General features: G+C 34.5%; 25 protein-coding genes and 1 riboswitch. Of the genes, 6 read left to right on the top strand and 19 right to left on the bottom strand.

Translation table 11 applies throughout. The annotated features are described in order from the left end of the window. Nucleotides 1–257 precede the first annotated feature (257 nt). From RTL21_RS01165 to RTL21_RS01210, 10 genes are all read right to left on the bottom strand, one after another. On the bottom strand, nt 258–1,100 hold the full coding sequence (locus tag RTL21_RS01165; RefSeq protein ID WP_312092483.1) for a MetQ/NlpA family ABC transporter substrate-binding protein: 843 nt from the start codon (nt 1,098–1,100) through the stop codon (nt 258–260). Between the two features lie 11 nt (nt 1,101–1,111). Next, nucleotides 1,112–1,780, bottom strand: a complete 669-nt coding sequence (locus tag RTL21_RS01170) for a methionine ABC transporter permease (protein WP_312092485.1) — start codon at nt 1,778–1,780, stop codon at nt 1,112–1,114. Continuing rightward, complete coding sequence (locus RTL21_RS01175) at nt 1,777–2,799, bottom strand: methionine ABC transporter ATP-binding protein (protein ID WP_312092487.1); 1,023 nt, start codon at nt 2,797–2,799, stop codon at nt 1,777–1,779. Before RTL21_RS01175 ends, RTL21_RS01170 begins: the two co-directional genes overlap by 4 nt. Nucleotides 2,800–2,941: 142 nt before the next feature. Next, nucleotides 2,942–3,047: riboswitch (SAM riboswitch) on the bottom strand. A 271-nt stretch (nt 3,048–3,318) separates the two neighbouring features. Then, on the bottom strand, nt 3,319–3,672 hold the full coding sequence (locus tag RTL21_RS23195; RefSeq protein ID WP_396954405.1) for an alkyl sulfatase C-terminal domain-containing protein: 354 nt from the start codon (nt 3,670–3,672) through the stop codon (nt 3,319–3,321). 323 nt (nt 3,673–3,995) lie between these two features. Beyond that, entirely contained in the window at nt 3,996–4,307 is a 312-nt protein-coding gene (locus RTL21_RS01185; protein WP_312092491.1) for a thioredoxin family protein, read from the bottom strand. Beyond that, nucleotides 4,304–4,657, bottom strand: coding sequence for a toprim domain-containing protein (locus RTL21_RS01190; protein ID WP_312092493.1), 354 nt, complete (start codon nt 4,655–4,657; stop codon nt 4,304–4,306). Before RTL21_RS01190 ends, RTL21_RS01185 begins: the two co-directional genes overlap by 4 nt. Before the next feature lie 196 nt (nt 4,658–4,853). Further along, entirely contained in the window at nt 4,854–5,237 is a 384-nt protein-coding gene (gcvH, locus tag RTL21_RS01195; RefSeq protein ID WP_312092495.1) for a glycine cleavage system protein GcvH, read from the bottom strand. A 69-nt stretch (nt 5,238–5,306) separates the two neighbouring features. After that, complete coding sequence (locus tag RTL21_RS01200) at nt 5,307–5,663, bottom strand: arsenate reductase family protein (RefSeq protein ID WP_312092497.1); 357 nt, start codon at nt 5,661–5,663, stop codon at nt 5,307–5,309. 233 nt (nt 5,664–5,896) lie between these two features. Then, on the bottom strand, nt 5,897–7,651 hold the full coding sequence (locus RTL21_RS01205) for an acyl-CoA dehydrogenase family protein (protein WP_312092499.1): 1,755 nt from the start codon (nt 7,649–7,651) through the stop codon (nt 5,897–5,899). Nucleotides 7,652–7,704: 53 nt separating this feature from the next. Beyond that, entirely contained in the window at nt 7,705–10,077 is a 2,373-nt protein-coding gene (locus RTL21_RS01210) for a 3-hydroxyacyl-CoA dehydrogenase/enoyl-CoA hydratase family protein (protein ID WP_312092501.1), read from the bottom strand. A gap of 201 nt (nt 10,078–10,278) precedes the next feature. Between RTL21_RS01210 and RTL21_RS01215 the strand changes: the two genes are divergently transcribed. The 3 genes from RTL21_RS01215 (at nt 10,279) to RTL21_RS01225 (ending at nt 11,210) form a co-directional block, all read left to right on the top strand. Further along, the gene (locus RTL21_RS01215) at nt 10,279–10,413 is read left to right on the top strand and encodes a YuzL family protein (protein ID WP_082138326.1); all 135 of its coding nucleotides are present in this window, start codon (nt 10,279–10,281) and stop codon (nt 10,411–10,413) included. 21 nt (nt 10,414–10,434) lie between these two features. Continuing rightward, nucleotides 10,435–10,707 carry a hypothetical protein gene (locus RTL21_RS01220; RefSeq protein WP_312092509.1) on the top strand — a complete coding sequence of 91 codons (273 nt, stop codon included), beginning with the start codon at nt 10,435–10,437 and terminating at the stop codon, nt 10,705–10,707. Nucleotides 10,708–10,871: 164 nt separating this feature from the next. Further along, nucleotides 10,872–11,210 (top strand): spore coat protein, encoded by a 339-nt coding sequence (locus RTL21_RS01225; protein WP_312092511.1) that lies wholly within the window; start codon nt 10,872–10,874, stop codon nt 11,208–11,210. A gap of 79 nt (nt 11,211–11,289) precedes the next feature. Here RTL21_RS01225 and RTL21_RS01230 read toward each other — a convergent pair whose 3' ends face one another. The 3 genes from RTL21_RS01230 to RTL21_RS01240 all read right to left on the bottom strand — a co-directional run bounded on the left by RTL21_RS01230 (nt 11,290) and on the right by RTL21_RS01240 (nt 14,545). After that, nucleotides 11,290–11,538: a DUF2573 family protein gene (locus RTL21_RS01230; protein WP_312092513.1), complete on the bottom strand. Its 249-nt coding sequence runs from the start codon at nt 11,536–11,538 to the stop codon at nt 11,290–11,292. A gap of 210 nt (nt 11,539–11,748) precedes the next feature. Next, nucleotides 11,749–12,894 (bottom strand): FtsW/RodA/SpoVE family cell cycle protein, encoded by a 1,146-nt coding sequence (locus tag RTL21_RS01235; protein ID WP_312092515.1) that lies wholly within the window; start codon nt 12,892–12,894, stop codon nt 11,749–11,751. A gap of 367 nt (nt 12,895–13,261) precedes the next feature. Continuing rightward, nucleotides 13,262–14,545, bottom strand: coding sequence for a methyl-accepting chemotaxis protein (locus RTL21_RS01240; protein WP_312092517.1), 1,284 nt, complete (start codon nt 14,543–14,545; stop codon nt 13,262–13,264). 547 nt (nt 14,546–15,092) lie between these two features. Between RTL21_RS01240 and RTL21_RS01245 the strand changes: the two genes are divergently transcribed. Continuing rightward, nucleotides 15,093–15,284, top strand: a complete 192-nt coding sequence (locus RTL21_RS01245) for a hypothetical protein (protein ID WP_312092519.1) — start codon at nt 15,093–15,095, stop codon at nt 15,282–15,284. Nucleotides 15,285–15,450: 166 nt separating this feature from the next. On the opposite strand, the gene RTL21_RS01250 is transcribed toward RTL21_RS01245, so the two are convergent. The 5 genes from RTL21_RS01250 to RTL21_RS01270 all read right to left on the bottom strand — a co-directional run bounded on the left by RTL21_RS01250 (nt 15,451) and on the right by RTL21_RS01270 (nt 19,854). Next, nucleotides 15,451–16,185 (bottom strand): amino acid ABC transporter ATP-binding protein, encoded by a 735-nt coding sequence (locus tag RTL21_RS01250; RefSeq protein ID WP_312092521.1) that lies wholly within the window; start codon nt 16,183–16,185, stop codon nt 15,451–15,453. Nucleotides 16,186–16,234: 49 nt separating this feature from the next. Further along, complete coding sequence (locus RTL21_RS01255; protein ID WP_312092523.1) at nt 16,235–16,936, bottom strand: amino acid ABC transporter permease; 702 nt, start codon at nt 16,934–16,936, stop codon at nt 16,235–16,237. Continuing rightward, entirely contained in the window at nt 16,923–17,744 is an 822-nt protein-coding gene (locus RTL21_RS01260; RefSeq protein ID WP_312092525.1) for an amino acid ABC transporter substrate-binding protein, read from the bottom strand. Before RTL21_RS01260 ends, RTL21_RS01255 begins: the two co-directional genes overlap by 14 nt. A 281-nt stretch (nt 17,745–18,025) precedes the next feature. Continuing rightward, entirely contained in the window at nt 18,026–18,571 is a 546-nt protein-coding gene (locus tag RTL21_RS01265) for a hypothetical protein (RefSeq protein ID WP_312092527.1), read from the bottom strand. A gap of 353 nt (nt 18,572–18,924) precedes the next feature. Beyond that, nucleotides 18,925–19,854 carry a carbohydrate kinase family protein gene (locus RTL21_RS01270; RefSeq protein WP_312092529.1) on the bottom strand — a complete coding sequence of 310 codons (930 nt, stop codon included), beginning with the start codon at nt 19,852–19,854 and terminating at the stop codon, nt 18,925–18,927. Between the two features lie 266 nt (nt 19,855–20,120). On the opposite strand from RTL21_RS01270, the gene RTL21_RS01275 reads away from it, so the two are divergent. Next, the gene (locus RTL21_RS01275) at nt 20,121–20,957 is read left to right on the top strand and encodes an undecaprenyl-diphosphate phosphatase (protein WP_312092531.1); all 837 of its coding nucleotides are present in this window, start codon (nt 20,121–20,123) and stop codon (nt 20,955–20,957) included. 69 nt (nt 20,958–21,026) lie between these two features. Here RTL21_RS01275 and RTL21_RS01280 read toward each other — a convergent pair whose 3' ends face one another. Then, nucleotides 21,027–22,046, bottom strand: a complete 1,020-nt coding sequence (locus tag RTL21_RS01280) for an AI-2E family transporter (RefSeq protein ID WP_312092533.1) — start codon at nt 22,044–22,046, stop codon at nt 21,027–21,029. A 329-nt stretch (nt 22,047–22,375) separates the two neighbouring features. Here RTL21_RS01280 and bcaP point away from each other — a divergent pair, with 329 nt between their 5' ends. After that, entirely contained in the window at nt 22,376–23,767 is a 1,392-nt protein-coding gene (gene bcaP / locus RTL21_RS01285) for a branched-chain amino acid transporter BcaP (RefSeq protein ID WP_312092535.1), read from the top strand. Nucleotides 23,768–23,769: the final 2 nt, after the last annotated feature.

Consider the following 23,769-nt stretch of genomic DNA (forward strand, 5'->3'; position numbering starts at 1 on the left):
GGGATTAGCGAGAAAGGTGAGACCCCACAGGCGTAGCCGAGGAGGCTCACCGCTCGCCCCATGGAAAGCGAAGTGTATTCAGGCTGCAGGTCATAGCAACAAACTTTACGAAAACAGCCTTTTTAAAAGACTTAAAAAATAAAAATGTTCCTATAAAGACCTGTACACAAGCTATATCCATTATTGATAAAACTAACTTAATTCTCAATTGGATATACGCATATGTTTGGTCTTTTATAGGAACATCGCCTTAATTGTTATTCATTAACTGGTACAACCGCACCCTTATATTCCGTATTGATAAAATCTTGAATTTCTTTAGAATGAAGCACTTCTACCAATGTCTTAATTGCTTCTTTATTTTCGTCTCCTTTACGAACTGTAATGATATTCGCATATGGAGATTCACTTCCTTCAATTTCAATAGAATCTTCAACTGGGTTTAAGCCTGCATCTAATGCATAGTTTGCATTGATTACAACTGCATCGCCTTCATTGTTATTATAAATTTGCGGAAGTAAAGCTGGCTCATAATCTGCTTTTAATTCAATATTTTTCGGATTTTCTACAATATCTTCAATCGTTGCATTTACTTTGTCAATGCCGTCTTTAAGTTTGATTAATCCACCTTTTTCTAAAAGAGAAAGCACACGGCCATGCTCAGCAACAGAGTTACTTAAAATGATCGTTGCTCCATCTGGAAGCTCATCTAAACTTTTATATTTCTTAGAGAAAACAGCCATTGGCTCAATATGGATTCCGCCAGCATTTACAAAGTCATATCCGTTCTCTTTAATTTGTTGATTCAAGTAAGGAATATGTTGAAAATAGTTAGCGTCTAATTCTTTTGATTCTAACGCTTTATTTGGCAATACATAATCTTGGAACGTAACAATTTCTAAGTCAATTCCTTTTTCTTTAAGAATTGGCTTCGCCTGCTCCAAAATTTCAGCATGTGGTACGTTAGAAGCACCTACTACTAATTTAGTTGTTTCTTTATCTGTGTTTGAAGCGCCATTTTCTTTATCATCTGTGCTTCCGCATGCTGCTAGAACAAATACAAATGTTAAGGCAATAAGTAAAGACCATAATTTTTTCATTTTTATTCTCCTTATCTTTTATCTAATTTTTTTGTTATAGAATCACCAATAAATTGGATGATAAATACGATTATTAATACAATAATGGTTGACACTAGCGTCACATCGCCATTGCCCCTTTGGAACCCTTGTAAGTACGCTAAGTTTCCAAGCCCACCTGCTCCAATTATTCCAGCCATTGCCGTTGATCCAACTAATGCAATTGTAGTTACAGTAAGTCCAGAGACAAGGGCAGGCATTGACTCTGGTAACAGAACTTTGAAAATAATGGTTATTGGTTTTGCACCCATTGACTTGGCAGCTTCAATGACGCCTTTATCGACCTCTCGAAGTCCAATTTCCACAAGTCTTGCATAAAACGGAGCAGCACCGATAATAAGGGAAGGTAAAGCTGCTTTCGGTCCAATCATTGTCCCAATTAAGAAAGTTGTTAATGGGATTAATAACACCAATAAAATAATGAAAGGAATAGAGCGAAATATATTAACAATTGCACTAATCACCTTATTAATAAAAATGTTATTCCACATATTCCCTTTATCGGTTAAGAATAAAGTAATCCCCAGAATAATTCCAAGTATAAAGGTAAAAATAATCGAGAATCCAGTCATAAAAAGAGTCTCAACAGTAGCTTTCCACATTATTACCCAATCTACATTTGGCAGTAAGCTTTCGATCATCCTTCAATCACCTCCACACTAATTTCTTGTGCATGAAGATATTGTATAGCCTTCTCTATTTCTTCTTTCTCTCCATCCAAGTGAATATACAATGTTCCATACGAGCCATTTTGAGTCGGAGAGATTTTGCCTTGGATGATATTTACGGAAACAGCAAATGATCGAATTAGGTTAGTGATAACTGGCTGTTCTGCACTTTCACCAACAAACCCCAACATAATTAAGCTTCCTGTTTGGTATTGTTCTGTTAAATGTTCGATCGTATCCTTTGCTTCTTCTGGTTCAATTACTTGTTGTACAAAGCGTTTGGTAATTTCTTTCTTTGGCTGCTTAAAGACATCGATGACCGGTCCCGTTTCTACTACTTTTCCATCTTCCATTACAGCAACTCGATGACAAATCTTTCGAATGACATGCATTTCGTGTGTAATAAGAACAATAGTAAGACCAAGACGCTTATTAATATCTACTAATAAATCTAAGATTGCATCGGTCGTTTGTGGATCCAATGCAGACGTTGCTTCATCACAAAGAAGTACTTTCGGATCGCTCGCAAGTGCCCTAGCAATACCAACTCGCTGCTTTTGTCCTCCACTTAATTGAGAAGGATACGCGTCTTCTCGCCCTTCTAATCCAACTAGCTTGATTAACTCAAGCACTTTCTTTTCTCTTGCTGTTTTTTTTACACCTGCTATTTCTAAAGGAAAAGCTATATTTTCTTTTACCGTTCTTGACCATAGCAGATTAAAATGTTGAAATATCATACTGATTTCCTGTCTCGCCTTGCGAAGCTTGCTTCCTTTAATTTTGGAAACTTCGTGACCTGCAACCGAAACACTTCCTTCAGTAGGAATTTCCAATCCGTTCAGCATTCTGATTAATGTACTTTTTCCAGCACCACTATATCCGATTATTCCAAATATCTCTCCTGAATGGATCGTTAAATCCACGTGATCAACCGCAGTGACCTTCCCGCTTCTCGAGGAGTATATTTTTTTAACTGAGTTCACATTAATCATATTGTTCACCTACTTCTATATAAAATTACAGTTTAACTATTTTAGAATAGTTTTCAACAAAGCACATCATATCATTCCACATAATAAAAAAACCTTTCTGCAAGATGAGCAGAAAGGTTTCTAATATTAGTAGTATCCCTTTCTCTCATCTATCAAAGCCTATAGCTTTGTGTGAATTGGCACCGTTTCAGTATACTGACGGTTGCCGGGTTTCATCGGGCACATCCCTCCACCTCTCTTGATAAGAGTTAAATTATTTATATGAAATTTAACATTCGTTTATATGATAGATGTAATTTACCACTTACTGATATTAGTGTCAACACATTTTTTAATATAATATTTTTTCTGAATTTTCAAATTAAATTAGTGAGATTTTCTAACATAATTAAGACGATAAGAAAAATTGGAATTAATGTGAAAAAATAACCTGTAATCTCCTTCTCTTGCTGTAAGAAAAGGTGAATTTCAGGAAACATGGAAGTAATTATCTCTTCTGTTTATTTAGGAGTCCACTACTCAACTGATTCGTTTTACAGGTTGTAAATTACATAAGAAAAGCAAAGATTCCAACAAAAGGAGTTTCCTTAAAGATCCATCTAATTGAATCATTCCGTTCTTTTTCGCTTCTCTCAGAAGAATCTCTCCACTTGCAACGGAGATAATACTATCTTTTTCTCCCGTTAACCATACATCTGGATTTTCATTTTTCATCCTTCTCCATGAAAAATGATTGTTCCTTACCTCCATTAGATAGGAGTCCTTTTGACATGATATTGCTAATGAAAACGAAGTGTTTCGTAATAATGGTTTTAAAGACTCTTTACGGTTCAACTTATCTACAAAACTTGTCATCCATTCCTGCAAAAGCATCTCCTACTTTCTGCCGAACAATCTTATTATTACTTATTCTTGCAACAGCAGAAAAAAACCTTCTTTAATAAGAAACAATCTTTTTGAAAATTTGTTTTGGAATAGAAATCAGTATTGGTAAGCTTTGATTTTCAAAGGATTGTGTCTTTGAGGAAGAGTTATCTATTACCTTTTTGCCTCTTTTTTGAATAAACGGGCTCTGATGAGGCTTCTCTGTTACCTTCTTCGCCCTCCTCAAAACAAATCGGCTTTCATTGATCAAGACATTTTGTATTATATGGCACAAATAAAAAAATACCTTTCCTCCTGAGGAAAGGGCTTATTTACTTCGTATATGTATTGATAACTTCTACTAAATGAGGAACCGATTCAAATCTGTATACTTTCTTCTTTAGCTCCCCGTCTTCCATAATAACTAGACATGGAACACTTTCGACTTCGTACTTCTTGGCCAATTCTGGTGCATAGTTCAAATCCATTTTTCCTATGTTTAACTCTGGCTTCATCGTATGTAATACCGTTAGCATCTTAGAAGCAACCATGCATGTTCCACAAAGAGGTGTATACAAATAAAGAAACGCAACGGGAGACTCCTTTACTAGTTCCTCCCATTGATCGATCTTCCAATCTATCATAATCCATTCATCCTTGCATCTAAATATTTTGCTTCAATCTCGATGTTTGCCTGTAATAATAGTGTTGCTAAATGATATTCTGGAGAGGCCGCAACCTCTTTGTATTTCCGATCAATATAAAGAAATTCTGCTTCAGGAAGCTCTCTTTTAAACTGCTTTCTTATCTTGTCTCCTGATTTGTCTGCATCCACTAGAATATATACATCTTTATCCATTAGTTCCTCTAGTAATTCATCCAGCTTCGAAACGCCAATGGTTCCATTTGTACAAATGATATCCACTGGTTCACGCACAATCTTTTCTACTTTTCTTTTATCCGATTTGCCTTCTACAATGATTACTTTTTTCATTTTATCACCTAAAGGAATTATTTCGTTTACTTTAACATATTCGAACTAGAAGAGAAAGAAGTAGGTTTTACGGTAAATAGTTTAAACATTTTCAAAATTATATGTTCTTTTGAGCCTTTTCATTCATATCCTTAACAAAGAGACACGTAAATGCAGAAAAGACATCGGCAATTTACCGATGTCATCGTTACCTGAATTATCCTTCATTCGTCATTTCTTCATATTGTTCTGCTGTCATTAGTGTTTCAATGTCTGCTTTTTCGCTTGGTTCGATAACGACCATCCACGCTTTTTCATAAGGAGATTCGTTTACAAACTCTGGATTATCACTAAGCTCTTCATTCACTTCCACTACTTTGCCGCTGATTGGAGCATATAATTCAGAAACTGTTTTAACAGATTCTACACTTCCAAAAGGCTCATTTGCAGTTACTTCATCGCCTACTTCTGGTAGTTCAACAAATACGATATCCCCTAATTCAGATTGTGCAAAGTGTGTAATTCCTACACGCGCATTATCCCCTTCAACTTTTACCCATTCATGTTCTTTTGAATATCGCAAATCCTTTGGTACCGTCATTATGAAACCCCTCCGTATTTTTCATTTTTACTCTGTTTCCAGAGCCACCTATTAAAAAAAGCAGGTTTCTTATGCCCAACTTTCTTTAAACATTTCTTCTTTAAAGCCTAATGTTACTTTATTTCCATCTGTCGTTAAAGGGCGTTTAATCAACATGCCATCAGAAGCAAGTATATCGAGTAGCTCATCTTCTGAAGCTTCTTTCATTTTATCCTTTAATCCTAGATCTCTGTATTTCTGGCCAGAGGTATTGAAAAATTTCTTTAACTCAAGGCCACTTTTTTTATACAAATCCTCTAATAATTCGCGGGAAGGAGGATTATCAACAATATGTACTTCTTCATATGACACATGATTTTCATCCAGCCACTTTTTTGCCTTGCGACAAGTTGAGCATTTTGGATACCAATAAAAAGTAACTTTCATTCCATCACCCATAATCTATGTATTTTAAATCATTCAACTAAATATTATCACAATTTTATATAAAGTAAAACTTCAATCAAGAAGGGCTTTTACGTTCCCTCTTTACCGAGATAGAATTCTCAATTTTTTCTACATTCTGCAGTGCTTATCATTCTATTAAGAAAGATTCTTCTTGGCAGTTCATAGACTTACTAGTACTGACAAGAAGAGCCTTTCCTAAGCATAATTAAACCTTATAGTTGATATTCTCCAGTCATTAATATTCGTAGAGCAGCATCTCTCTTACTTGCAATAATCGGCTTTGGTGTATATCTTGTATATTTCTTCAATACGGAAAGGGCTAATCTTAATTCATCGCCGCTAAGCATATATACCAAAGTTTCTGTTGCCTCTGTGACCACTTGTTGAAAAGCTTCTTGGCAATATATTTCCGTATATAATAATTTTTGTTTTTCTTCTTGCATCCCCATCGCCATTGCCTTTTCCGTTCTTAAAATACTGGAATCCATTGCAAAGACAGCATTGATGATATTTGCTAGATTCACCATAATCTCTTGCTGTTCTTCCAATTGTTCTTTATATTTTTTCAGCATCATCCCAAATAGGAGATAGCTTATTTTTCTTGCATTCGAAAGGAGAAGCTTTTCTTGTGATAATGGCTTTCCATCCGGCACTTCTGGTAGATAGGAAATCATTTCTTTCTCGGTCTTAGCTGCTAATGACAATAACGGAAGCTCGCCTTTTAAACTCTTTTTTGCCAAGGTAGGCAGTATCAATAACCTGTTTATTTCATTTGTTCCTTCAAAAATACGATTGATTCTTGAATCGCGATACATTCTAACAATGTCGTAATCTTCCATAAAACCATTGCCTCCATGGAGCTGAACACATTCATCTACTACCATATCTAATACTTCTGAAGCAAAAACTTTGTTTAAACTACACTCTATTACGTATTCGTTTATAATTTTTGCCATTTCTCTCATTCCTACATCGTCGGATAATCCGTCCATCGCTTCTGAAAGCAATCCAGCTGTTCGATAAACGGTACTTTCTGCCGCGTAGATATAGGAAGCCATTGTCGCATACTTTTCAAGCGTAAGGGGAAAACGGGATATGGGAGTGGAAAATTGGATTCGTTTGTCTGTATAAGCAATCGTCTTTTTAAGTGCTTCCTTACTAGCGCCAATTGCTCCAAGACCTAGCTTATAGCGCCCAATATTTAAAATATTCAATGCTATTAAATGACCTCTTCCTACTTCCCCCAACACATTTTCAACTGGTACTTCTACTTGATCAAAGCGGACTGCACAGGTAGACGAGCTCTTGATTCCTAATTTATTTTCTTCTTTTCCCACTGAAATCCCCGGAAATACTTTTTCTACAATAAAGGCAGTGAAATGTTCTTGATTCACTTTTGCATATACAATAAAAATATCAGCGATTCCTGAATTAGTAATCCACTGCTTCTCGCCAGTCAATCGATAATGAGTACCCTCTTTGTTTAAAACAGCGGTTGTTTTTACACTTAGTGCATCTGATCCGACAGTAGGTTCTGTTAGTGCGTAGGATGCTATTTTTTTACCGGAAGCTAGATCTGGCAAATATTTCTCCTTCTGCGCTTTATTTCCAAATAGAACAATTGGTAAGGTGCCGATTCCTATATGAGCGCCATGAGTAACAGAGAATCCCCCTGCAACAGACATCGCTTCTGAGATAACAGCAGTACTAATTGTATCTAATCCCAAACCGCCATAAGCTTCAGGAATATCAGAACTTAATAATCCTAACTCTCCCGCTTCCCCCATCAATTGTTTCGTAATAGTAAATTGATGATTTTCCATTTCAGCTAAATGTGGTAATACTTTTTTCTGTACGAATTCGCTCGTCATTTCTGCAATCATTTGATGCTCTTCTGTAAAATCCTCAGGTGTAAAAATAGCCTCTTCGGTGATTTGTTCTGTTAAAAAACTTCCACCCTTTTGCATAGTAATTCTTTCCTTCCTTTCTTTATCTACTTAATTAAGGCTTGAAGTAACGGTCATCTCTTTTTTTTCTTAGTTAATGGCTTTCCTGTTTGTAATAGATGTAGCATTCTTTGCTGTGTCTCTGGTTCCTGAATCAAACGAATAAAACCTTCTCTTTCTAGGTCTAATAAATAGTCCTCTTCTACCAATGCCCCACATTCTACATCGCCACCTGTAAGAACTGTCGCAAGATTACTTGCAATAAAAGCATCATATTTAGATATAAAACCGATTTTTTGAAGCTTATCTATTTCTTTCATTAAGAATTGATACCCAACTCTACCTGCAACCACTATTTTTTCTTTTTTCGGTATTAGATACTTTTCATTTGCTAGTTGGAGGACTGCCTTTTTGGCATCCCTCAATAAAAATCGGTCATTATTCGTTATTCCATCAATCTCCGTTAAGAACCCTAATTCTTTAGCATGGACAGCAGAAGAGGCAACCTTAGCTGTTAATATCGTCTGAAATACCTCAACTGTAAGCTGTAGTAATTCTTCTGTGGATGGATTTTGCTTTTGCTTCCACTTATTACAATATAATGCTGTTGTTCCTCCCCCACCTGGGATAAGTCCGACCCCTGTTTCCACAAGTCCGATATATGTTTCTAATGATGCTTGCACCTTGCCAGCAGCAAGACAAATTTCTGCTCCTCCCCCTAATGTTCTTTGATAAGGGGCAGCTACTACTGGCTTTTTACAGTATTTTATACGTTTCATCACTCGTTGAAAACGGCGGACGGCTAGCTGTAGCTCTACAACATCTTCGTTTTGAGCTTCCAGCAGCATTAATGCTAAATTAGCTCCGAGACTGAAATTCTTTTTTTCACTGCCGATAATTAATCCTTTATAGTCTTCTGTCTCTACCGTTGCTATCGAATGCTCAATCATCGAAAGAATATCGACACCAATACTCATATTTCTGCTGTGCAATTCAAGCAATAAAACGCCATCCCCTATATCAATAAGACTCGCACCATCATTGGAAAGAAGTACGCCTCTTTGCTTTTTGCTTTCTTGAATACTTATTTGATCTAAGCTTTTTGGAAGGGGCAAATATTTTCCTTGATGATAATAATGATCCACTCCATTAATCTCTATAAAAAATCGGTCAAATCCATGCTCAATCATTTCTTTAATCCATAAAGGAATATTCATTGATTCTTCTTCCATTCGTTGAACCGTGTCTTTTAAAGATAATTTATCCCATAAACGAAATGGTCCGTTTTTCCAGTTGAATCCAGACTGAACAGCCTGATCTAATTCATAAATGGAATCGGTAATCTCCCCAACCATTTTTGCCGAATAAAGCAAAAATGGGGCAATCCCTTTCCATAGAAATTGCGCTTTTTTATTTTTCTCCTGTAAAAACAAAGGGAGTGATTTGCCTATTACTTGTTCTTTCATTACAGACAAATCTTTGTATGTGAACGTATGATAATCTAGAACTTTTAATCCTTGCTCCGTTTTTCTATAAAACCCTTTTTTCACCTTTCTACCAAACATTTTCTTGTTAAGCATTTCTTCTAACAACGCAGGAATTTGGTACATCTCTATTTCTTCTGAAATTTTCATTTTGCCTTGCATGTTTTGAATGACCTGATAAAAAGTATCCAACCCTACCATATCCAAAGTGTGAAAGGTAGCACTTTTTGGACGCCCAATGAGTGGACCTGTTAATTGATCAACTTCATCGATGGTTAAATCAGCCTTTATCATTTCTTTCACAATATTTAAAAATGCAAAAGAACCAATGCGATTTGCAATGAAATTAGGTGTATCACTTGCTTTTACTACCACTTTTCCTAACGCTTCTTGAGCAAACTCACTTACACTTTTCACGACATCTGGAGTGGTTTCGTTTGTAGGAATAATTTCAAGTAATTTAATAAAACGAGGGGGATTAAAAAAGTGTGTGCCTAAAAAATGAGCCTGAAAATCTGAGGAAAGATTTTCTTTCATCCTATTTATGGATATACCAGAAGTATTGCTGCTCACAATTGATCCTTTTTTTCTAATTTGATCGACCTTTATAAAGAGTTCCTTCTTTATTTGAATGTCTTCAATAATTGCTTCCACGATCCAATCTACTTCTCTCAATAAAGAGAAATCATCTTCTAGATTTCCTATTGTTAAATGCGATAAATTATCAAAGGAAGTGAGTGGACTAGGAGAATCTGTTTGCATTTTTTCGATGGCAAGCTGTACCAATCGATTTCTTACCACCTTATCCATTTTTGTCAATCCCTGTTGCTTTTCTTTTTCTGTTAGCTGATTTGGAACAATATCCAAAAGAATCGTAGAAATTCCTGCGTTAAGAAACTGCGCTGCAATCGCTGCACCCATTACTCCAGATCCAATAACCGCAACTGATTTTATCTCTTTCACCTTACTTCCTCCTTGAAAAGTAAATTAAGTTTTGGTTGTTCTCATTTTATGATTATTTATTGACTCATTACCCTTTTATGCTATGTGAAAATGATACCGAATGAAGGATAAAACATCATTCATCTCCAAGCAACGTGCTCATTAAAAAAGAAAAATAGGAAATGCTAATAATGAACCAAGAAAAGGGAGGTGAATAAAAAGATGGCACGTCTTAAAAAGAATCCTTCTAAAGCAGGGGTTAGTGCGGCTAGCGTGAAAGGTAACGCTGGTCCAACCGTTGAAACAGATGGTGGTGGAAAAGTTAACAGTCAAAATAATCAATATAAAAAGCAATAGTTTATTAGGAGGTCGAACTTGATGCAGCAACAACCAAATAATATGGCTCAATCAAATGGGATGATGATGAAACCACCCGTTATGGTAACAGTAAAAGATTCCCTTTACTTAACAGACATGCTTGCTTGGAATTTATTAGCGATGAAAAAAGCACATTTTTTTGCTCAAACCGCTCAAGATCCAGCTATTAAATCACAGCTTGAAAAATGTGGACAAATGCATCAGCATCATTATGAAAGAATACTTAATCACCTAAATGCTAATAGTCAGCCTATGTCTCAACAAACACAATAACTACTTACGAAAAAGCAACGATTGTTGATTTATCATGCTCATTCTGCTAAAGAGAATGCCAATGTCGTGCTTTGACCTTGTCTTTGGCAGAATGAGCATCTTCTCGGGGATGAATCACCAATCAGACTTTATAAATAATAATCTTGTGAGAAAGGACAAAGGATATGAACCAACAACAACCAATTCAAAATCCTGAAGCGCAGGTACCAAAAACACCACAAATGAATGATCGTGATTTTACTAATGATATGCTTTCAACAGAGAAATACATGACAGACTCTTATTCAATAGCTTTAAATGAAGCTAGTAATGAGCCACTATATCAAGATTTATTATCGATTTTTACGGAAACACAAAATATGCAAAGAGAATTGTATGATTTAATGTTTCAAAAAGGTTGGTATAAGCTTGAAGCTGCTGAGCAGCAAAAGCTTCAACAGTCCTATCAGCAATTTAAAGGGTATAGTAACCAGTTTCCATACGGAAATACCAACATTCAGTAAACCTTCTTTTCGTCATACCACCTAATGATTGGGTGGTATGTTTCTTACACTTTGTCCAGCTTTCTATATAGCATATGTTTTATTTCTGATTTTGTTTTCTCATCTCATTTATTTTTTTTATTTCGGTTATTATTTGTATCATCGTTTGTTTGCCATCTGGAAATTTGGCATTCCAATGCTTCACTAGACCTGGCATGTTTTTCGACATAAATGAATAAAGCATCCACACTTGTACTTTTTCATTAAGCTCTTCGTTTTCTTCTCCAAGTAATAATTCCGTATAATTGCTTAATAATGAATCAAACTCTTCTCGAAATTTTTCATTCATTTTCTCCATTCCTCCTTCTATATGCGTTGACAACTTCCATAAATTGTTCTATTATTAAATTACACCTATTGATAATGATTATCAATATCATTGATTTCCCATAATTAATATTCTTTCCTTTTCTTTCCCCCTCATTTAAGAATTGTGGAAGAATAGACGAAAAGAGGCTGCACCCTGTCAGCCTCTTTTCATCTTTTTAAGAAAAAATCGTTATTCATCACTGGAAAACATATATTTTTTATAATGATATCTTATCGAAAAAATTAATCCCATCGAAAGCATATTCCCCATTAAAGAACTACCACCGTAACTAATAAACGGGAGTGGAATTCCAGTAATCGGAAGGATTCCTACTGTCATCCCGATATTTTGGAAAACATGAAAGCAAAGCATACTAATAATTCCTACACTCATACAAGTATAAAAAGTGTTTTTTGTTTCCAATGCTACTTTTGTTATGTGATAAATAAGTAAGAAAAACAAACTAATAATAATACTCGCACCAATAAAGCCGAACTCTTCTCCAACTACACTGAAAATAAAATCGGTATGATTTTCTGGAAGTACCACTTCACTAGTGCCAACACCTTTCCCTGTCGTTTGTCCAGATCCTATCGCAAGTAAGGATTGTGTCAAATGATAACCTGTTGTGCTTTGATACGTATACGGATCCAGCCAAGAATAGATTCTTCCCATTTGATATTCTTTTACGCCGAAGTACGTTGTAATCCAATCTGAATGCCAAATAACAAGATAAAGGACAACTGTAGCAATAACTGCAAAACTGGAAAAGATAGGCAATAATATTTTCCACGAGATACCAGAGATAAAAACCATCCCTAGCATAATAGCAAGCAATACTAAAGATGTTCCTAAGTCAGGCTGAAGCATTACTAGAAATAACGGAAGTGCTGTTACACCTCCTATTTTAAATAATAAGAGGAAGTCACTTTGTAAAGTTTTCACAATATATTTTTCTTGATGTTCTACAATTAATCGGGAGAGCGCTAATACTAAAAATACTTTTACAAACTCAGATGGTTGTAAAGAAAAACCAGGAAGCGTAAACCAGCTTTTTGCACCATTTATTTCTCGGGCAATGCTTTCCGGTGCAAGAATAAGCAGGACTAATAATAAAAGACCAAAAGAATATAAATACCAAGTTAGTTTTTTTAACTGATCCGAATCTAAACGAATCACTCCGATGATAATTCCTATACCAACACCATAAAAAAGAACTTGCTTTAACACATAAGAAGAATTTGCTCCATATATAGAAATAAGACTTGTTAAACATAGAAGCATTAATATTAGAACAAGTGTATAATCTATTTTCGATGAATTTTTTTGGGACATATTGTCATTGCTCCTTGTTCAGTAAAACTTTTAACAGTGGGTTAAATCTTCTTCACCCTAAATTATTTCTTTTTCATTTATATTTACTGTAAATTAGTTGAGTAATTTATATATTTACAGTTCTCCATTATATTTGTATTTGCATGAAATAACAACTTTCGACAATCATTTTCGTGAAATTTATTATTTTGATTCCTAACTTTAACCAAAATGAATAAAATCTGTTTCAATTGTCATAAAAAATATTAATTCCATTTAGTTTTCCCTAAAAAAAGAAGAATGATCAAAATAGCTCATCTCACAGAAAAATTTTCCTGGAAATGTTAACTATCTTATGATCATTCTTTAATAACCTTTTCCTTTAAAGTTAATTTACATGAATTGTTTTTGTTAATTCCACTAGATCATCTGCAATTTTTGCTAGTGATTTGGTGGAATAAGTAATTTCTTCAATTGCTGCCAATTGTTCTTGCGACGCTTCTGAAACACTTATTGAGTTATGACTATTTTCCTTCGCTATGCCAGTAACTTGATCTACAGATCCTGCAACTTCTACTATATTTGTAGAAATCTTATTGGCAGCCTCCAAAATATTTTCCATTTGGCTGCTCATAGATAACATAGAGTTTGAAATGATATGAAACTTTTCCTTTGTATCATTTGTAATATTAATCCCGTCTTTTACTTCCTCAGTTACTCTTTTCATTGTTTTCACGGAAGAAAGGGTATCTTTTTGAATTTCATTTACTAATACAGCAATTTGCTTAGCAGACTGATTAGATTGTTCAGCAAGCTTCCTTACCTCTTCTGCTACTACTGCAAAACCTTTCCCTGCCTCTCCTGCTCTTGCCGCCTCAATAGCAGCATTTAATGCCAATAGATTTGTCTGATCAGCAATTTCAGTTATAACATTTAAGAATTGGCCAATTTCTTGAGAACGCTCCTGTAATAATACAATAGAGTCATTGGATTCTTTCACTGAATTTTGGATTAAGCTCATTTGAGTTACTGTATTATCAACAACTTCTTGTCCTTCTTTTGCCTTCAAAACAGTAATATTTGTACTTTTCACCATTTCTTCTGTATTTTTAGCAATATCTTTAATTTCGTTATTAACAACCGCTACCGACTCAACAATGAATTCCATTCCTTTTGTTTGCTCTTCAGATCCTGCCGCAACACTTTGAATAGCGGAAGAAATTTGCTCCGATACATAGCTTGTTTCCACCGTATTAGCCGTTAATTTTTCGGCAGATGAATTAATCTGTTCAGACGTTTCATTTACTTTCTGAACTAAATTTCTTATAAATTCTTTCATTAAAATAAACTCATCTGTCAATTGGCCAATTTCATCATTTGAAGTCTTTTTAATCTCTATATCTAAATCGCCTTCTGTAATTTTCTTCGTAAAATTTAATAATTTTTTAAGTGGAGTTATTATTATTCGTCGCGTAAATAATGCGACAATAACCGTTACAAAAACTAGATTAATAATCGTATTTACAAAAATACTAAATGCTTCTGGGAAAACTCCTGCTTCTCGAATAATTTCATGAAGCTTAAACGAAATCATGGTACTAAATAATGTAGCAAAAAATATTATGACAATCATCTTTGTTCTTAAACTACGAAAAATCGTTCTTTTCTTCATATAATTATACCATCCTGACCTCTTTATAATTCTTAATACCTATCATTCTTCCTTAACACCTAACTTTTTTGTTTACACTTCTTTTATCGGCATGACAAAAGAATTATAAATATGAAGTAACCTCTAAACAAATAGTTGTTTATACCTATTTTACAAAAAACATCTGCTTTAAGCAATTTTAAGCAATTTGTAAAAAATAACAATGACTCTATAGATTGTAACTCAGCAGTCCAGCTTAGAATTTCCCTCTTGAATGACACCAATCTTTTAGAAGGAAACTAACAATAAAAAGAGGTATAGCCAACGAACGGCTATACCTAAAGTGAGAGGAGGTTATGGGGTTACGGTATAAAGAATATGACTGTGTATTCAGCTTCTAAGAAGGTGATACAAGCTATTCTTTATACTTATTAAATATGCTTTTTTGTAAAATCAGTGAGGGCTTATCCCCTTTATCGTTAAAAAAGGGCAATCATCCTTTAGAAGTAGTATATTTATTTTTCTGTACATATACTAAATTAAATGCTTAGCTGAAAGAAGGTACGAAATGAAAAATCCCGTATATGTAAACACAATAATCTATTGCTGCTTGTTGACTATCTTCACGACGTTTCTTTTCTATGCTATGACTGGTTTATCCGTCTACACAATTGCTTCGTTGATATCAGGAATCCTTGTTGCTTTCTTTAGTTTATTAGAAGAGGAAGTTATTCATAAGAAAATTCACGAGAAACAATAACATTCTTCTAACTGGAAATCACCCCGTTTTAAAATAATTTATATTTGTATGTATAAAAAAAGAAAAAAGGGTCCACAATGATACTACAAAGTGTAATTCCCCCTTTTGTTTTGAGTTGTTACAGGAATTTATCTCATAGCCTGAGATTCCTGAACAACTCATTTTTTTATTGTATTAATTGCAAGAACTGCTGCGTTCTTTTTTCTTTAGGCACAGAAAAGATATCATGAGGATTTCCTTTTTCCACAATATATCCCCCATCCATAAAGATAACTTCATCTGCTACTTCTTGCGCAAATTTCATCTCATGGGTGACGACAATCATCGTCATTCCTTCATTAGCAAGTTCTTTTATTACTTTCAATACTTCCCCTACAAGCTCTGGATCTAAAGCAGAGGTCGGTTCATCAAACAGCATCACTTCTGGTTCCATCGCTAGCGCTCTCGCGATGCCAACACGCTGTTGCTGCCCTCCTGACAGTTGGAATGGATAGTAATCGATTTTATCACCGAGTCCTACTTTATTTAATAAGTCGGTTGCTTTGGCTCTTGCTTTTTCCTTCGATTGCTTTTTCACCGTAATGGGACCTTCCATTACATTTTCAATGGCTGTTTTATGTGGAAAAAGATTATAGTTTTGAAATACCATTCCTGTTAATTTCCGAAAATCTGTTATAGCCTTTTTCGTAACTTTATTCGAGAAATCTAATTGTTTATTCTCGATTGTAATGTGACCAGTTGTTGGAGTTTCCAAAATGTTTAAACAACGAAGCATCGTCGTTTTCCCGGATCCAGACGGTCCTATGACAACAATTACTTTGCCTTTTTCCACTTCTAAATTTATATCCTTTAAAACTTGTAAATCATCGAAATTCTTAGACAAGCCCTTGATGGAAATCATGCTCATCCCTCCTTCCTTATCAATTATTTATCTTTTCGAATAGAAGTTTTTATTTATTCAAGTGACGCCCGAAGCGATTTTCCAGACACTGCTGCATAATAGAAAGCGGGAAACAAATAAGCCAATACAAGAGAGCAACCTCTGAATATAGCAGTAAAAATTCATAATTAGTGCTCGCTATTTCTTGTGCCTTTCGAAACATTTCCGTCACTAGGATTAAAGCAGCTAACGACGAATCCTTAATTAAACTTATAAATGTATTCGATAAGGGAGGAATCGAAACGCGCGCAGCCTGTGGTAAAATAATTCTTTTTAAATTTTGAACATAGCTCATTCCGATCGAATATCCAGCTTCCCATTGACCATTAGGAATACTTAAAATGGATCCCCTGACTATTTCCGATCCATATGCTCCCACACTTAAGGAAAAACCAATGATAGCTGCTACAAATGGTTCAAGGGTGATACCTATATTCGGCAACCCATAAAAAATAATAAATAGCTGTACGAGTAATGGTGTTCCACGAATAATGGAAACATAGATACCTGCAATGATTCGCAAAATTTTAATACTTGATAATCTAGCTAAAGCGGTTAATACAGCAAGAATTAGCCCAATAATAAAGGAAATAATTGATAGTGGTATTGTATATAAAATAGCCCCCTTCACCAAAGGGAGAAGGGAACTAACTGCAATATCATAATATCGCTGAAATGCTTCTGGGTCTGTAAAGATATTATTTAAGTACATCTTCTCCGAACCATTTCTCAGATATTGATTTATACGTACCGTCGTCAATCATTTCCTGTAATGCTTTATTTACCGCTTCTACTAACGTATCATTTCCTTGTCTAAACATTAATCCACTTTGAGCTACATCATCAGCAGTATCTGCTATTACAACTTTTGCATCTGGCTTTTGCTTTTTAAAATCTAAGAAAGATAATTTATCATTAATTGTTACATCTACTCGTTTAGCGTTCAATAATTCAATTGCTTGATTAAATCCATCTATCCCTACTAGCTCTGCACCGTTTGCTTTGGCAATTTCTGCGTAATTACTTGTTAATGACTGTGCCGACTTCAATCCTTTAATATCTTCAAAGCTTTTCACATCTGAATCTTCTCTTGTGATAAGGACAGCTGAAGAAGAAATATATGGATCAGAGAATGAATACTTTTCTTTTCTTTCCTCGTTAATCCCTACTTGGTTTGCAATCATGTCAAAACGCTTTGCATCAAGACCAGCAAATATCGCATCCCATTGTGTTTCCATGAATTCTGCCTCCACACCTAAACGTTTTGCAACTTCTTGTGCGATTTCCACATCAAAACCAGTTAATTTTCCTGCATCATCATGAAACGTAAAGGGAGGATATGTACCTTCCGTACCAACCACTAATTTTCCATTTTCTTTGATTTGCGCTAATAGATCTGTTTTGTTATCATCCTTTTTATCTGCAGAATCATTTGATTCATTATCTGATTTACTACCACATGCAGCTAAAACAATGGTAAGACTAAGTAATAAACTAAACAATATACTTAATTTCTTCATATTAATCCTCCTAATTCCGATAAGTTTTGTCAGCAATTGTTATCATATTATATGGGATTCCCTTTGTCAAAGCTTTCATTCTAACTTTTATTTTCACCAAAAGTTCTGACATTAACCATGGGTGATATATCCATTTCATACCAAAAAAAGCGGCCATTTCAAACGGCCACTTTTTTCCATTTATATAAGAATCTTAATAATAAGATTTTAATTAAAGTCGTTTTCTCCCATAATTACTTTTGGGCGGATGTTAATTTGTTGTGTATAAAAAAATAATTGCATTATGCTACTGTTTTCGGAAAAACAAATGGATACAGATATAATTTCCCTTCATAAACTCTTTGCATATTGTATTCATCTAATAAATCATAAGGTGTTATTAAACATGGTGGCTTATTAAAAAATAAAACACCACTTTCATGTAAAATGGATGCCACAAACTGAGAACAAAAATAAGCATTTTTTCGATTATATGGTATTTTAAATAAAATAAATAATAAGCCCAAAAGATTATAACGATAATTTCTTTGTTCCTTCTCCATTTGTTCAATCTTATTCTTCATTTTTTCATATTGTGTCTCTGTCACGGAGACGGAATAAATGATACAGCGACTATTTCGGAAAAAATCATGTTGTACATTTTCCTTCACAAATCCTCCGATAAAAGGATTGCTTGGTTTTCTTCTTCCAAAGCTATATACTTCATTTAATTGGGGATCAAAGGAAATAGATGCATGATTATGGGGTTTTCTCGTAAATAACTTGATACAGCGCGTGAATAACGTGCCCGTATCCGTTAAAATAATATATACTTTTTTTTCAGTCACCTAAACATTCCTCCTTTCTTATATTCATAATTTTCAAATTTTTAATAAGGGATAAATATCATTCAACATTGGTTTGTTTTCTTGCATATAAAATTCCATTTTCGTGTGCAATGAACGACATTCATTCAATAATAGCTCTTTTCTTTTCCTCTTTCTTATCATATAGAGATTATCTACAACTGGAAACAAACTCTTGTATTATTTTTATCTACGTCTTTAGACTTAAAAAGTTACAAAAAAGCATACTTGCATTAGAATTCTGCCATCATGAGGTCAGTTCCTTCTAAATAAGTATGCTTTTTCTTCTTTTATTCAAAAATAGCAGATCACCTATGCTAAAATAGTCTGTTTTCTTAAAAAAGTATCGTTTGATAATTAGGCAAGTTTGGCAATGCGCCTTTTTTAGTTGCTACCATTGCCCCCATTTTATTTGCAAGTGCTATGTAATCCCTCAACTCCTCTTTCGTATGAGGAAATCCCCTTCCATGTATGCAAAATAATATTGCGGCCATAAATGCATCGCCTGAACCATTCGTATCTATTACTCTTATGGATTTAGCAGGTATATGTACTTTTTGCTCAGATAATCGGCCAATAGCTCCTCTTTCTCCGATTGTTATGAGCTGAAATGGAACTTGAAATTTTTCCAATATTACCATCCCGTCCTCTACCGTATTTACCTCCATCAGAAAGCAAAGCTCTTCCTCTGATAATTTTAGAACATCAACATATGGCAAGAGTTCGATAATTACCTGTCTGCATTCCTCTTCACTCGCCCATCTTTTCAGACGAATATTTGCATCAAAAGCAACAATCAGGCCTTTTTTCTTTGCTAAACTTATTGCTTTCTTTGTTGCTGTTCTTGCATGTGGATGGAAGAGGGTACCAGACCCACAATAAAAGATGGACTTATTTACAAAAGACTTTGCTTTTATATCTGTTTCAAATACGACCTCATCCGGGGTTTCATTTTCATACATATGAAAATGCCTCTCACCTGAAGCATCTAAATGGACAAACACCTTGGATATCTTCTTTGTTGGCGTACGAACAGCATCAGCCAAATTTATCTTTTCCTTTTGCATTTCTAATTCTACAAATTTGCTATCCTCTTTGTTCCCTAGCTTTGTAATATAATAGCTCGGAATGCCAAATCTACTTATATGTACAGCAACATTTACAGAAGCTCCACCTAAATTTCTTTCAAAGCAATTATTAGCACTCGATCGTGCAACATAATCAATAAATGCATCACCAAGTGATAGAATTCCTTTTAGTGCCATCTCCTTCTCTTCCTCTCCAGCTTTTTCTATCCTTAGTATATCTTCTTTCCTGCTATTAACCATGTTAAATAGGTAAGTAGTTTATTTAAATATAGTGAAACTTATGAAACTCTTTCTTCGTTATATTCTATGTGTATTTTCAATTAAAGAAATTTTACATAATATAGCATTCAGCTTTTGCTAAATATTTGATATGATAGTTTGGTATATGCTTTTTGAAAAAAATATAATTTTTATATTAATTGATAAATAGGAGTGAACAAAGTTTGGATAAATTATGGGAATTAATAGTTGCCTTTATTTTAGGCATAGTAGAAGGTTTAACTGAATTTGCACCTGTATCGTCAACAGGGCACATGATACTTGTAGATGATTTATGGCTAAAATCAGGAGAAATTTTTTCACCTGAAGTAGCAAATACCTTTAAAGTCGTTATTCAATTAGGCTCGATTTTAGCAGTAGTCATTATCTTTAAAGATCGTTTCCTCAATATTCTAGGTTTGAAAAAAACCATCAATGGCGAGAAAATTACTGGACATAAATTGAGCTTAGTACAAGTTCTTATTGGGTTAATCCCAGCTGGTGTTTTAGGACTGCTTTTTGATGATTACATAGATGAGCATCTATTTAATTTTGAAACGGTTGCGTATGCATTGATTGTTGGAGCGATTCTGATGATTATCGCAGACTATACGCAAAAGAAGAAGCAACCAACGACTACTTCTTTGGATCAAATTACAAATAAACAAGCATTTTTTATTGGTTTATTTCAATGTATTGCCTTATGGCCAGGTTTTTCAAGGTCTGGATCAACGATTTCTGGTGGAGTACTAATGGGATTAAGCCATCGCGTTGCAGCTGACTTTACATTTATCATGGCTGTTCCGATTATGGCTGGGGCTAGCTTTATTTCTTTATTAAACAATTGGGAATACATCACATCAGCTGCTCTTCCATTCTTTATTATAGGATTTATCAGTGCCTTTATATTTGCACTAATATCCATTCGATTCTTTTTAAAGCTAATTGATCGAGTTAAATTAACACCGTTTGCGATTTATCGTATTATTATCGCGATTATTATTATCGTTGTATTCTTATAAAAACAGTCGTATCAACGTAAAAAAGTCATCTCATTTTGAGATGACTTTTTTGATTTGGTTCTATTCTACTTACTCCTTCTTCAGTAGCTTTTTGTCGCTCTTTACTTCTAATATATCAAGCAGGAATATAAAAATAGGAATTCCTACAATTAAGCCCCATACGCCAAAGAAGTGTTCAGAGAATATTAGGACAATAAATGTGAAAAACACTGGTAAATCAGTCTTAGAAGACATTAATTTTGGGTTTAATATATATGCCTCTATTGCATGGATGACCATAATTAAAACAATAACTGAAATTACATGGGTAATTCCTCCAACCGTGTATCCAATAATACACAACGGGATGAAAGAAATGATAACACCTGCAACTGGTATAAGCCCAAGTAAAAAAATCATGATGCCTAAACCAAATAATTGCGGAAAACCTAGGAAATATAAAGAAGTTGTCGTTAAAATACAATTAATTATCGCAATAATAAATTGCGCTTCTATTACTTTTCCAAATGTAGCAACAAATTTCTCTCCAAAATACATACATTCAAAATAAATCGGTGCTATCTTACTCGTATGGAAACGAGTCGCAAATAGTCGCAATCGATCTTTTTCCAATAGAAAAAACAGGCTGAGCACAATCGCCATAAATACTTGAAGGAGATTCCCCCAAATATTTGTAAAATACGTAAAAATAAAGGTGAAACCCTGATGCAAATAAGTCGTAATACTAAAATTGTTGATAAGATTCACTATAAAATTCAATACAGCATTATCATGTGGCTGCATATAAAAATCTGTAATTTGAAATACTAACACCGATATTTGCTGAATGACAACAGGCAAATAGGTTGAAATCCCATATATAAGTAACGATAAAACCGAAAAATAGAGCAAGATAACAGCAATCGTTCGTTTAATCGCAAACCTACTTGTAAAAAACTGAACAAGTCTATCCATTAAATAGGAAAAAATAAACGTAAATAAAATGAGATTTATCATACTTCTAACAAAGTAAAGGCACAAACCAATTAAACATAAAATAAAAAATCTTTTTACCCCTTTTTTTTGAAAAAATTGAAGCAATGTTTCCATGTGAAAGACCCCTGACGATTTAAAATACCTAACTAATTTTTCTTTCAATCCACTTCCTTTATTATCAATCCAATAAAGAAAAATAACAAGAAAAACAAGTTAATTTCCCAGCTAATCTTTCCTTCTAATTCGCAGTAGGTATCTATTATAATCGTCCACTTATTATATCCAATAAAAAAATGTATGGTAAAAAAGTCCCGAACTATTCATTTTTAGAAAAATCTTTCTTTACAGCCTATATAAAAATTAGTAAAATGAAAAAAGTCGTTTTAAAATTCAGTCGACATTTTTATACAATTTTCGCAATTTTTTATCATTAGGAGGATTACATGAATATTTTTCGAAAAAAGGCAGTAACCTCAAGCACTGCTACCTCTTTAAATCGTGTGCTTGGAGCGTTTGACCTAACAATGCTAGGAGTTGGCGCAATTGTCGGTACTGGGATCTTTGTATTGACAGGTGTTGCGGCTGCTAAATATGCGGGTCCTGCTCTTATTCTTTCGTTTGTAATAGCAGGTCTTGCCTGTGCTTTTGCTGCTTTATGCTATTCGGAGTTCGCATCAATGATTCCACAATCTGGAAGTGCATACACCTATAGCTATGTCGCATTTGGAGAAGTAATAGCCTGGATCCTTGGATGGGACTTAGTATTAGAATACGGACTTGCTTCTGCAGCAGTTGCGAGTGGATGGTCAGGATATTTTCAAAGCTTGTTAGCTGGATTTGGGATTCACTTACCTACCTTTATGACAAGTGCCTTTAACCTAGCTAACGGAACATTTATCGATGTCCCTGCCATTATTATCGTATTCATCATTACGCTTCTATTAACAAGAGGTATCCAGGAGTCATCAAAATGGAATATACTGATGGTGTTTATTAAACTAGCTGTTGTATTACTATTTATATTTGTCGGCGTTTGGTATGTAAAGCCTGATAATTGGGTGCCATTTACGCCATACGGTTTTTCTGGAGTTACGACAGGGGCTGCGGTTGTCATTTTTGCTTATTTTGGCTTTGATGCTGTTTCGACAGCGGCAGAAGAAGTTAAAAACCCACAAAAAAATCTACCAATTGGGATCATATCTGCTTTAGCAATTTGTACTGTGCTCTATATTATTGTGTCACTGATTCTAACAGGAATTGTTCCTTATCAATTATTGGATGTAAAAGATCCTGTAGCCTTTGCTCTTAACTTTATCAATCAAAATTGGGTAGCTGGATTTGTTTCGCTTGGAGCGATTATCGGTATCACAACCGTACTAATGGTGATGATGTTTGGACAAACTCGCCTTTTCTATGCTATTAGTAAAGACGGTCTACTTCCAAAGTCGATGCAGAATGTTAGTAAGAAAACACATGTCCCAATTGTAAGTACTTGGGTAACCTCTGCTTTAGTAGCGCTATTTGCAGGATTTGTTCCACTTGATCGGTTGGCAGAACTCACAAATATTGGTACATTATTTGCATTTTCGATGGTTTCAATCGGGGTCGTTGTCTTACGCTATACACAACCAGACCTGCAGCGTGGATTTAAAACACCTTTCGTACCATTCGTCCCAGCACTTGCCGTTATTTTTTGCGTTTATTTAATGTTTCAGCTAAGTGCTTTTACATGGAAGGGATTCCTTGTCTGGCTTGTAATTGGATTAATTATTTATATTTCATATGGATATAAACATAGTAAATTGAATGATTCAAGTAAAAAATCTATGCTATAATT

Origin of the sequence: Niallia sp. (genome assembly GCF_031978665.1) — a bacterium.
Classification (GTDB): domain Bacteria; phylum Bacillota; class Bacilli; order Bacillales; family Cytobacillaceae; genus Niallia.

Coding starts and splice junctions, on each gene's coding strand:
- RTL21_RS01205 (WP_312092499.1), bottom strand. CDS start 7,651: ATGCAAAAGGGTGGAAGTTTTTTAACAGAACAAATCACCGAAGAGGCT.
- RTL21_RS01270 (WP_312092529.1), bottom strand. CDS start 19,854: ATGGCACTAAAAGGAATTCTATCACTTGGTGATGCATTTATTGATTAT.
- RTL21_RS01240 (WP_312092517.1), bottom strand. CDS start 14,545: ATGAAGAAAAGAACGATTTTTCGTAGTTTAAGAACAAAGATGATTGTC.
- RTL21_RS01170 (WP_312092485.1), bottom strand. CDS start 1,780: ATGATCGAAAGCTTACTGCCAAATGTAGATTGGGTAATAATGTGGAAA.
- gcvH (WP_312092495.1), bottom strand. CDS start 5,237: ATGACGGTACCAAAGGATTTGCGATATTCAAAAGAACATGAATGGGTA.
- RTL21_RS01225 (WP_312092511.1), top strand. CDS start 10,872: ATGAACCAACAACAACCAATTCAAAATCCTGAAGCGCAGGTACCAAAA.
- RTL21_RS01165 (WP_312092483.1), bottom strand. CDS start 1,100: ATGAAAAAATTATGGTCTTTACTTATTGCCTTAACATTTGTATTTGTT.
- RTL21_RS01230 (WP_312092513.1), bottom strand. CDS start 11,538: ATGAATGAAAAATTTCGAGAAGAGTTTGATTCATTATTAAGCAATTAT.
- RTL21_RS01190 (WP_312092493.1), bottom strand. CDS start 4,657: ATGAAAAAAGTAATCATTGTAGAAGGCAAATCGGATAAAAGAAAAGTA.
- RTL21_RS01200 (WP_312092497.1), bottom strand. CDS start 5,663: ATGAAAGTTACTTTTTATTGGTATCCAAAATGCTCAACTTGTCGCAAG.
- RTL21_RS01245 (WP_312092519.1), top strand. CDS start 15,093: ATGAAAAATCCCGTATATGTAAACACAATAATCTATTGCTGCTTGTTG.
- RTL21_RS01280 (WP_312092533.1), bottom strand. CDS start 22,046: ATGGAAACATTGCTTCAATTTTTTCAAAAAAAAGGGGTAAAAAGATTT.
- RTL21_RS01235 (WP_312092515.1), bottom strand. CDS start 12,894: ATGTCCCAAAAAAATTCATCGAAAATAGATTATACACTTGTTCTAATA.
- RTL21_RS01220 (WP_312092509.1), top strand. CDS start 10,435: ATGCAGCAACAACCAAATAATATGGCTCAATCAAATGGGATGATGATG.
- RTL21_RS01255 (WP_312092523.1), bottom strand. CDS start 16,936: ATGTACTTAAATAATATCTTTACAGACCCAGAAGCATTTCAGCGATAT.
- RTL21_RS01260 (WP_312092525.1), bottom strand. CDS start 17,744: ATGAAGAAATTAAGTATATTGTTTAGTTTATTACTTAGTCTTACCATT.
- RTL21_RS01175 (WP_312092487.1), bottom strand. CDS start 2,799: ATGATTAATGTGAACTCAGTTAAAAAAATATACTCCTCGAGAAGCGGG.
- bcaP (WP_312092535.1), top strand. CDS start 22,376: ATGAATATTTTTCGAAAAAAGGCAGTAACCTCAAGCACTGCTACCTCT.
- RTL21_RS23195 (WP_396954405.1), bottom strand. CDS start 3,672: ATGCTTTTGCAGGAATGGATGACAAGTTTTGTAGATAAGTTGAACCGT.
- RTL21_RS01250 (WP_312092521.1), bottom strand. CDS start 16,185: ATGATTTCCATCAAGGGCTTGTCTAAGAATTTCGATGATTTACAAGTT.
- RTL21_RS01215 (WP_082138326.1), top strand. CDS start 10,279: ATGGCACGTCTTAAAAAGAATCCTTCTAAAGCAGGGGTTAGTGCGGCT.
- RTL21_RS01185 (WP_312092491.1), bottom strand. CDS start 4,307: ATGATAGATTGGAAGATCGATCAATGGGAGGAACTAGTAAAGGAGTCT.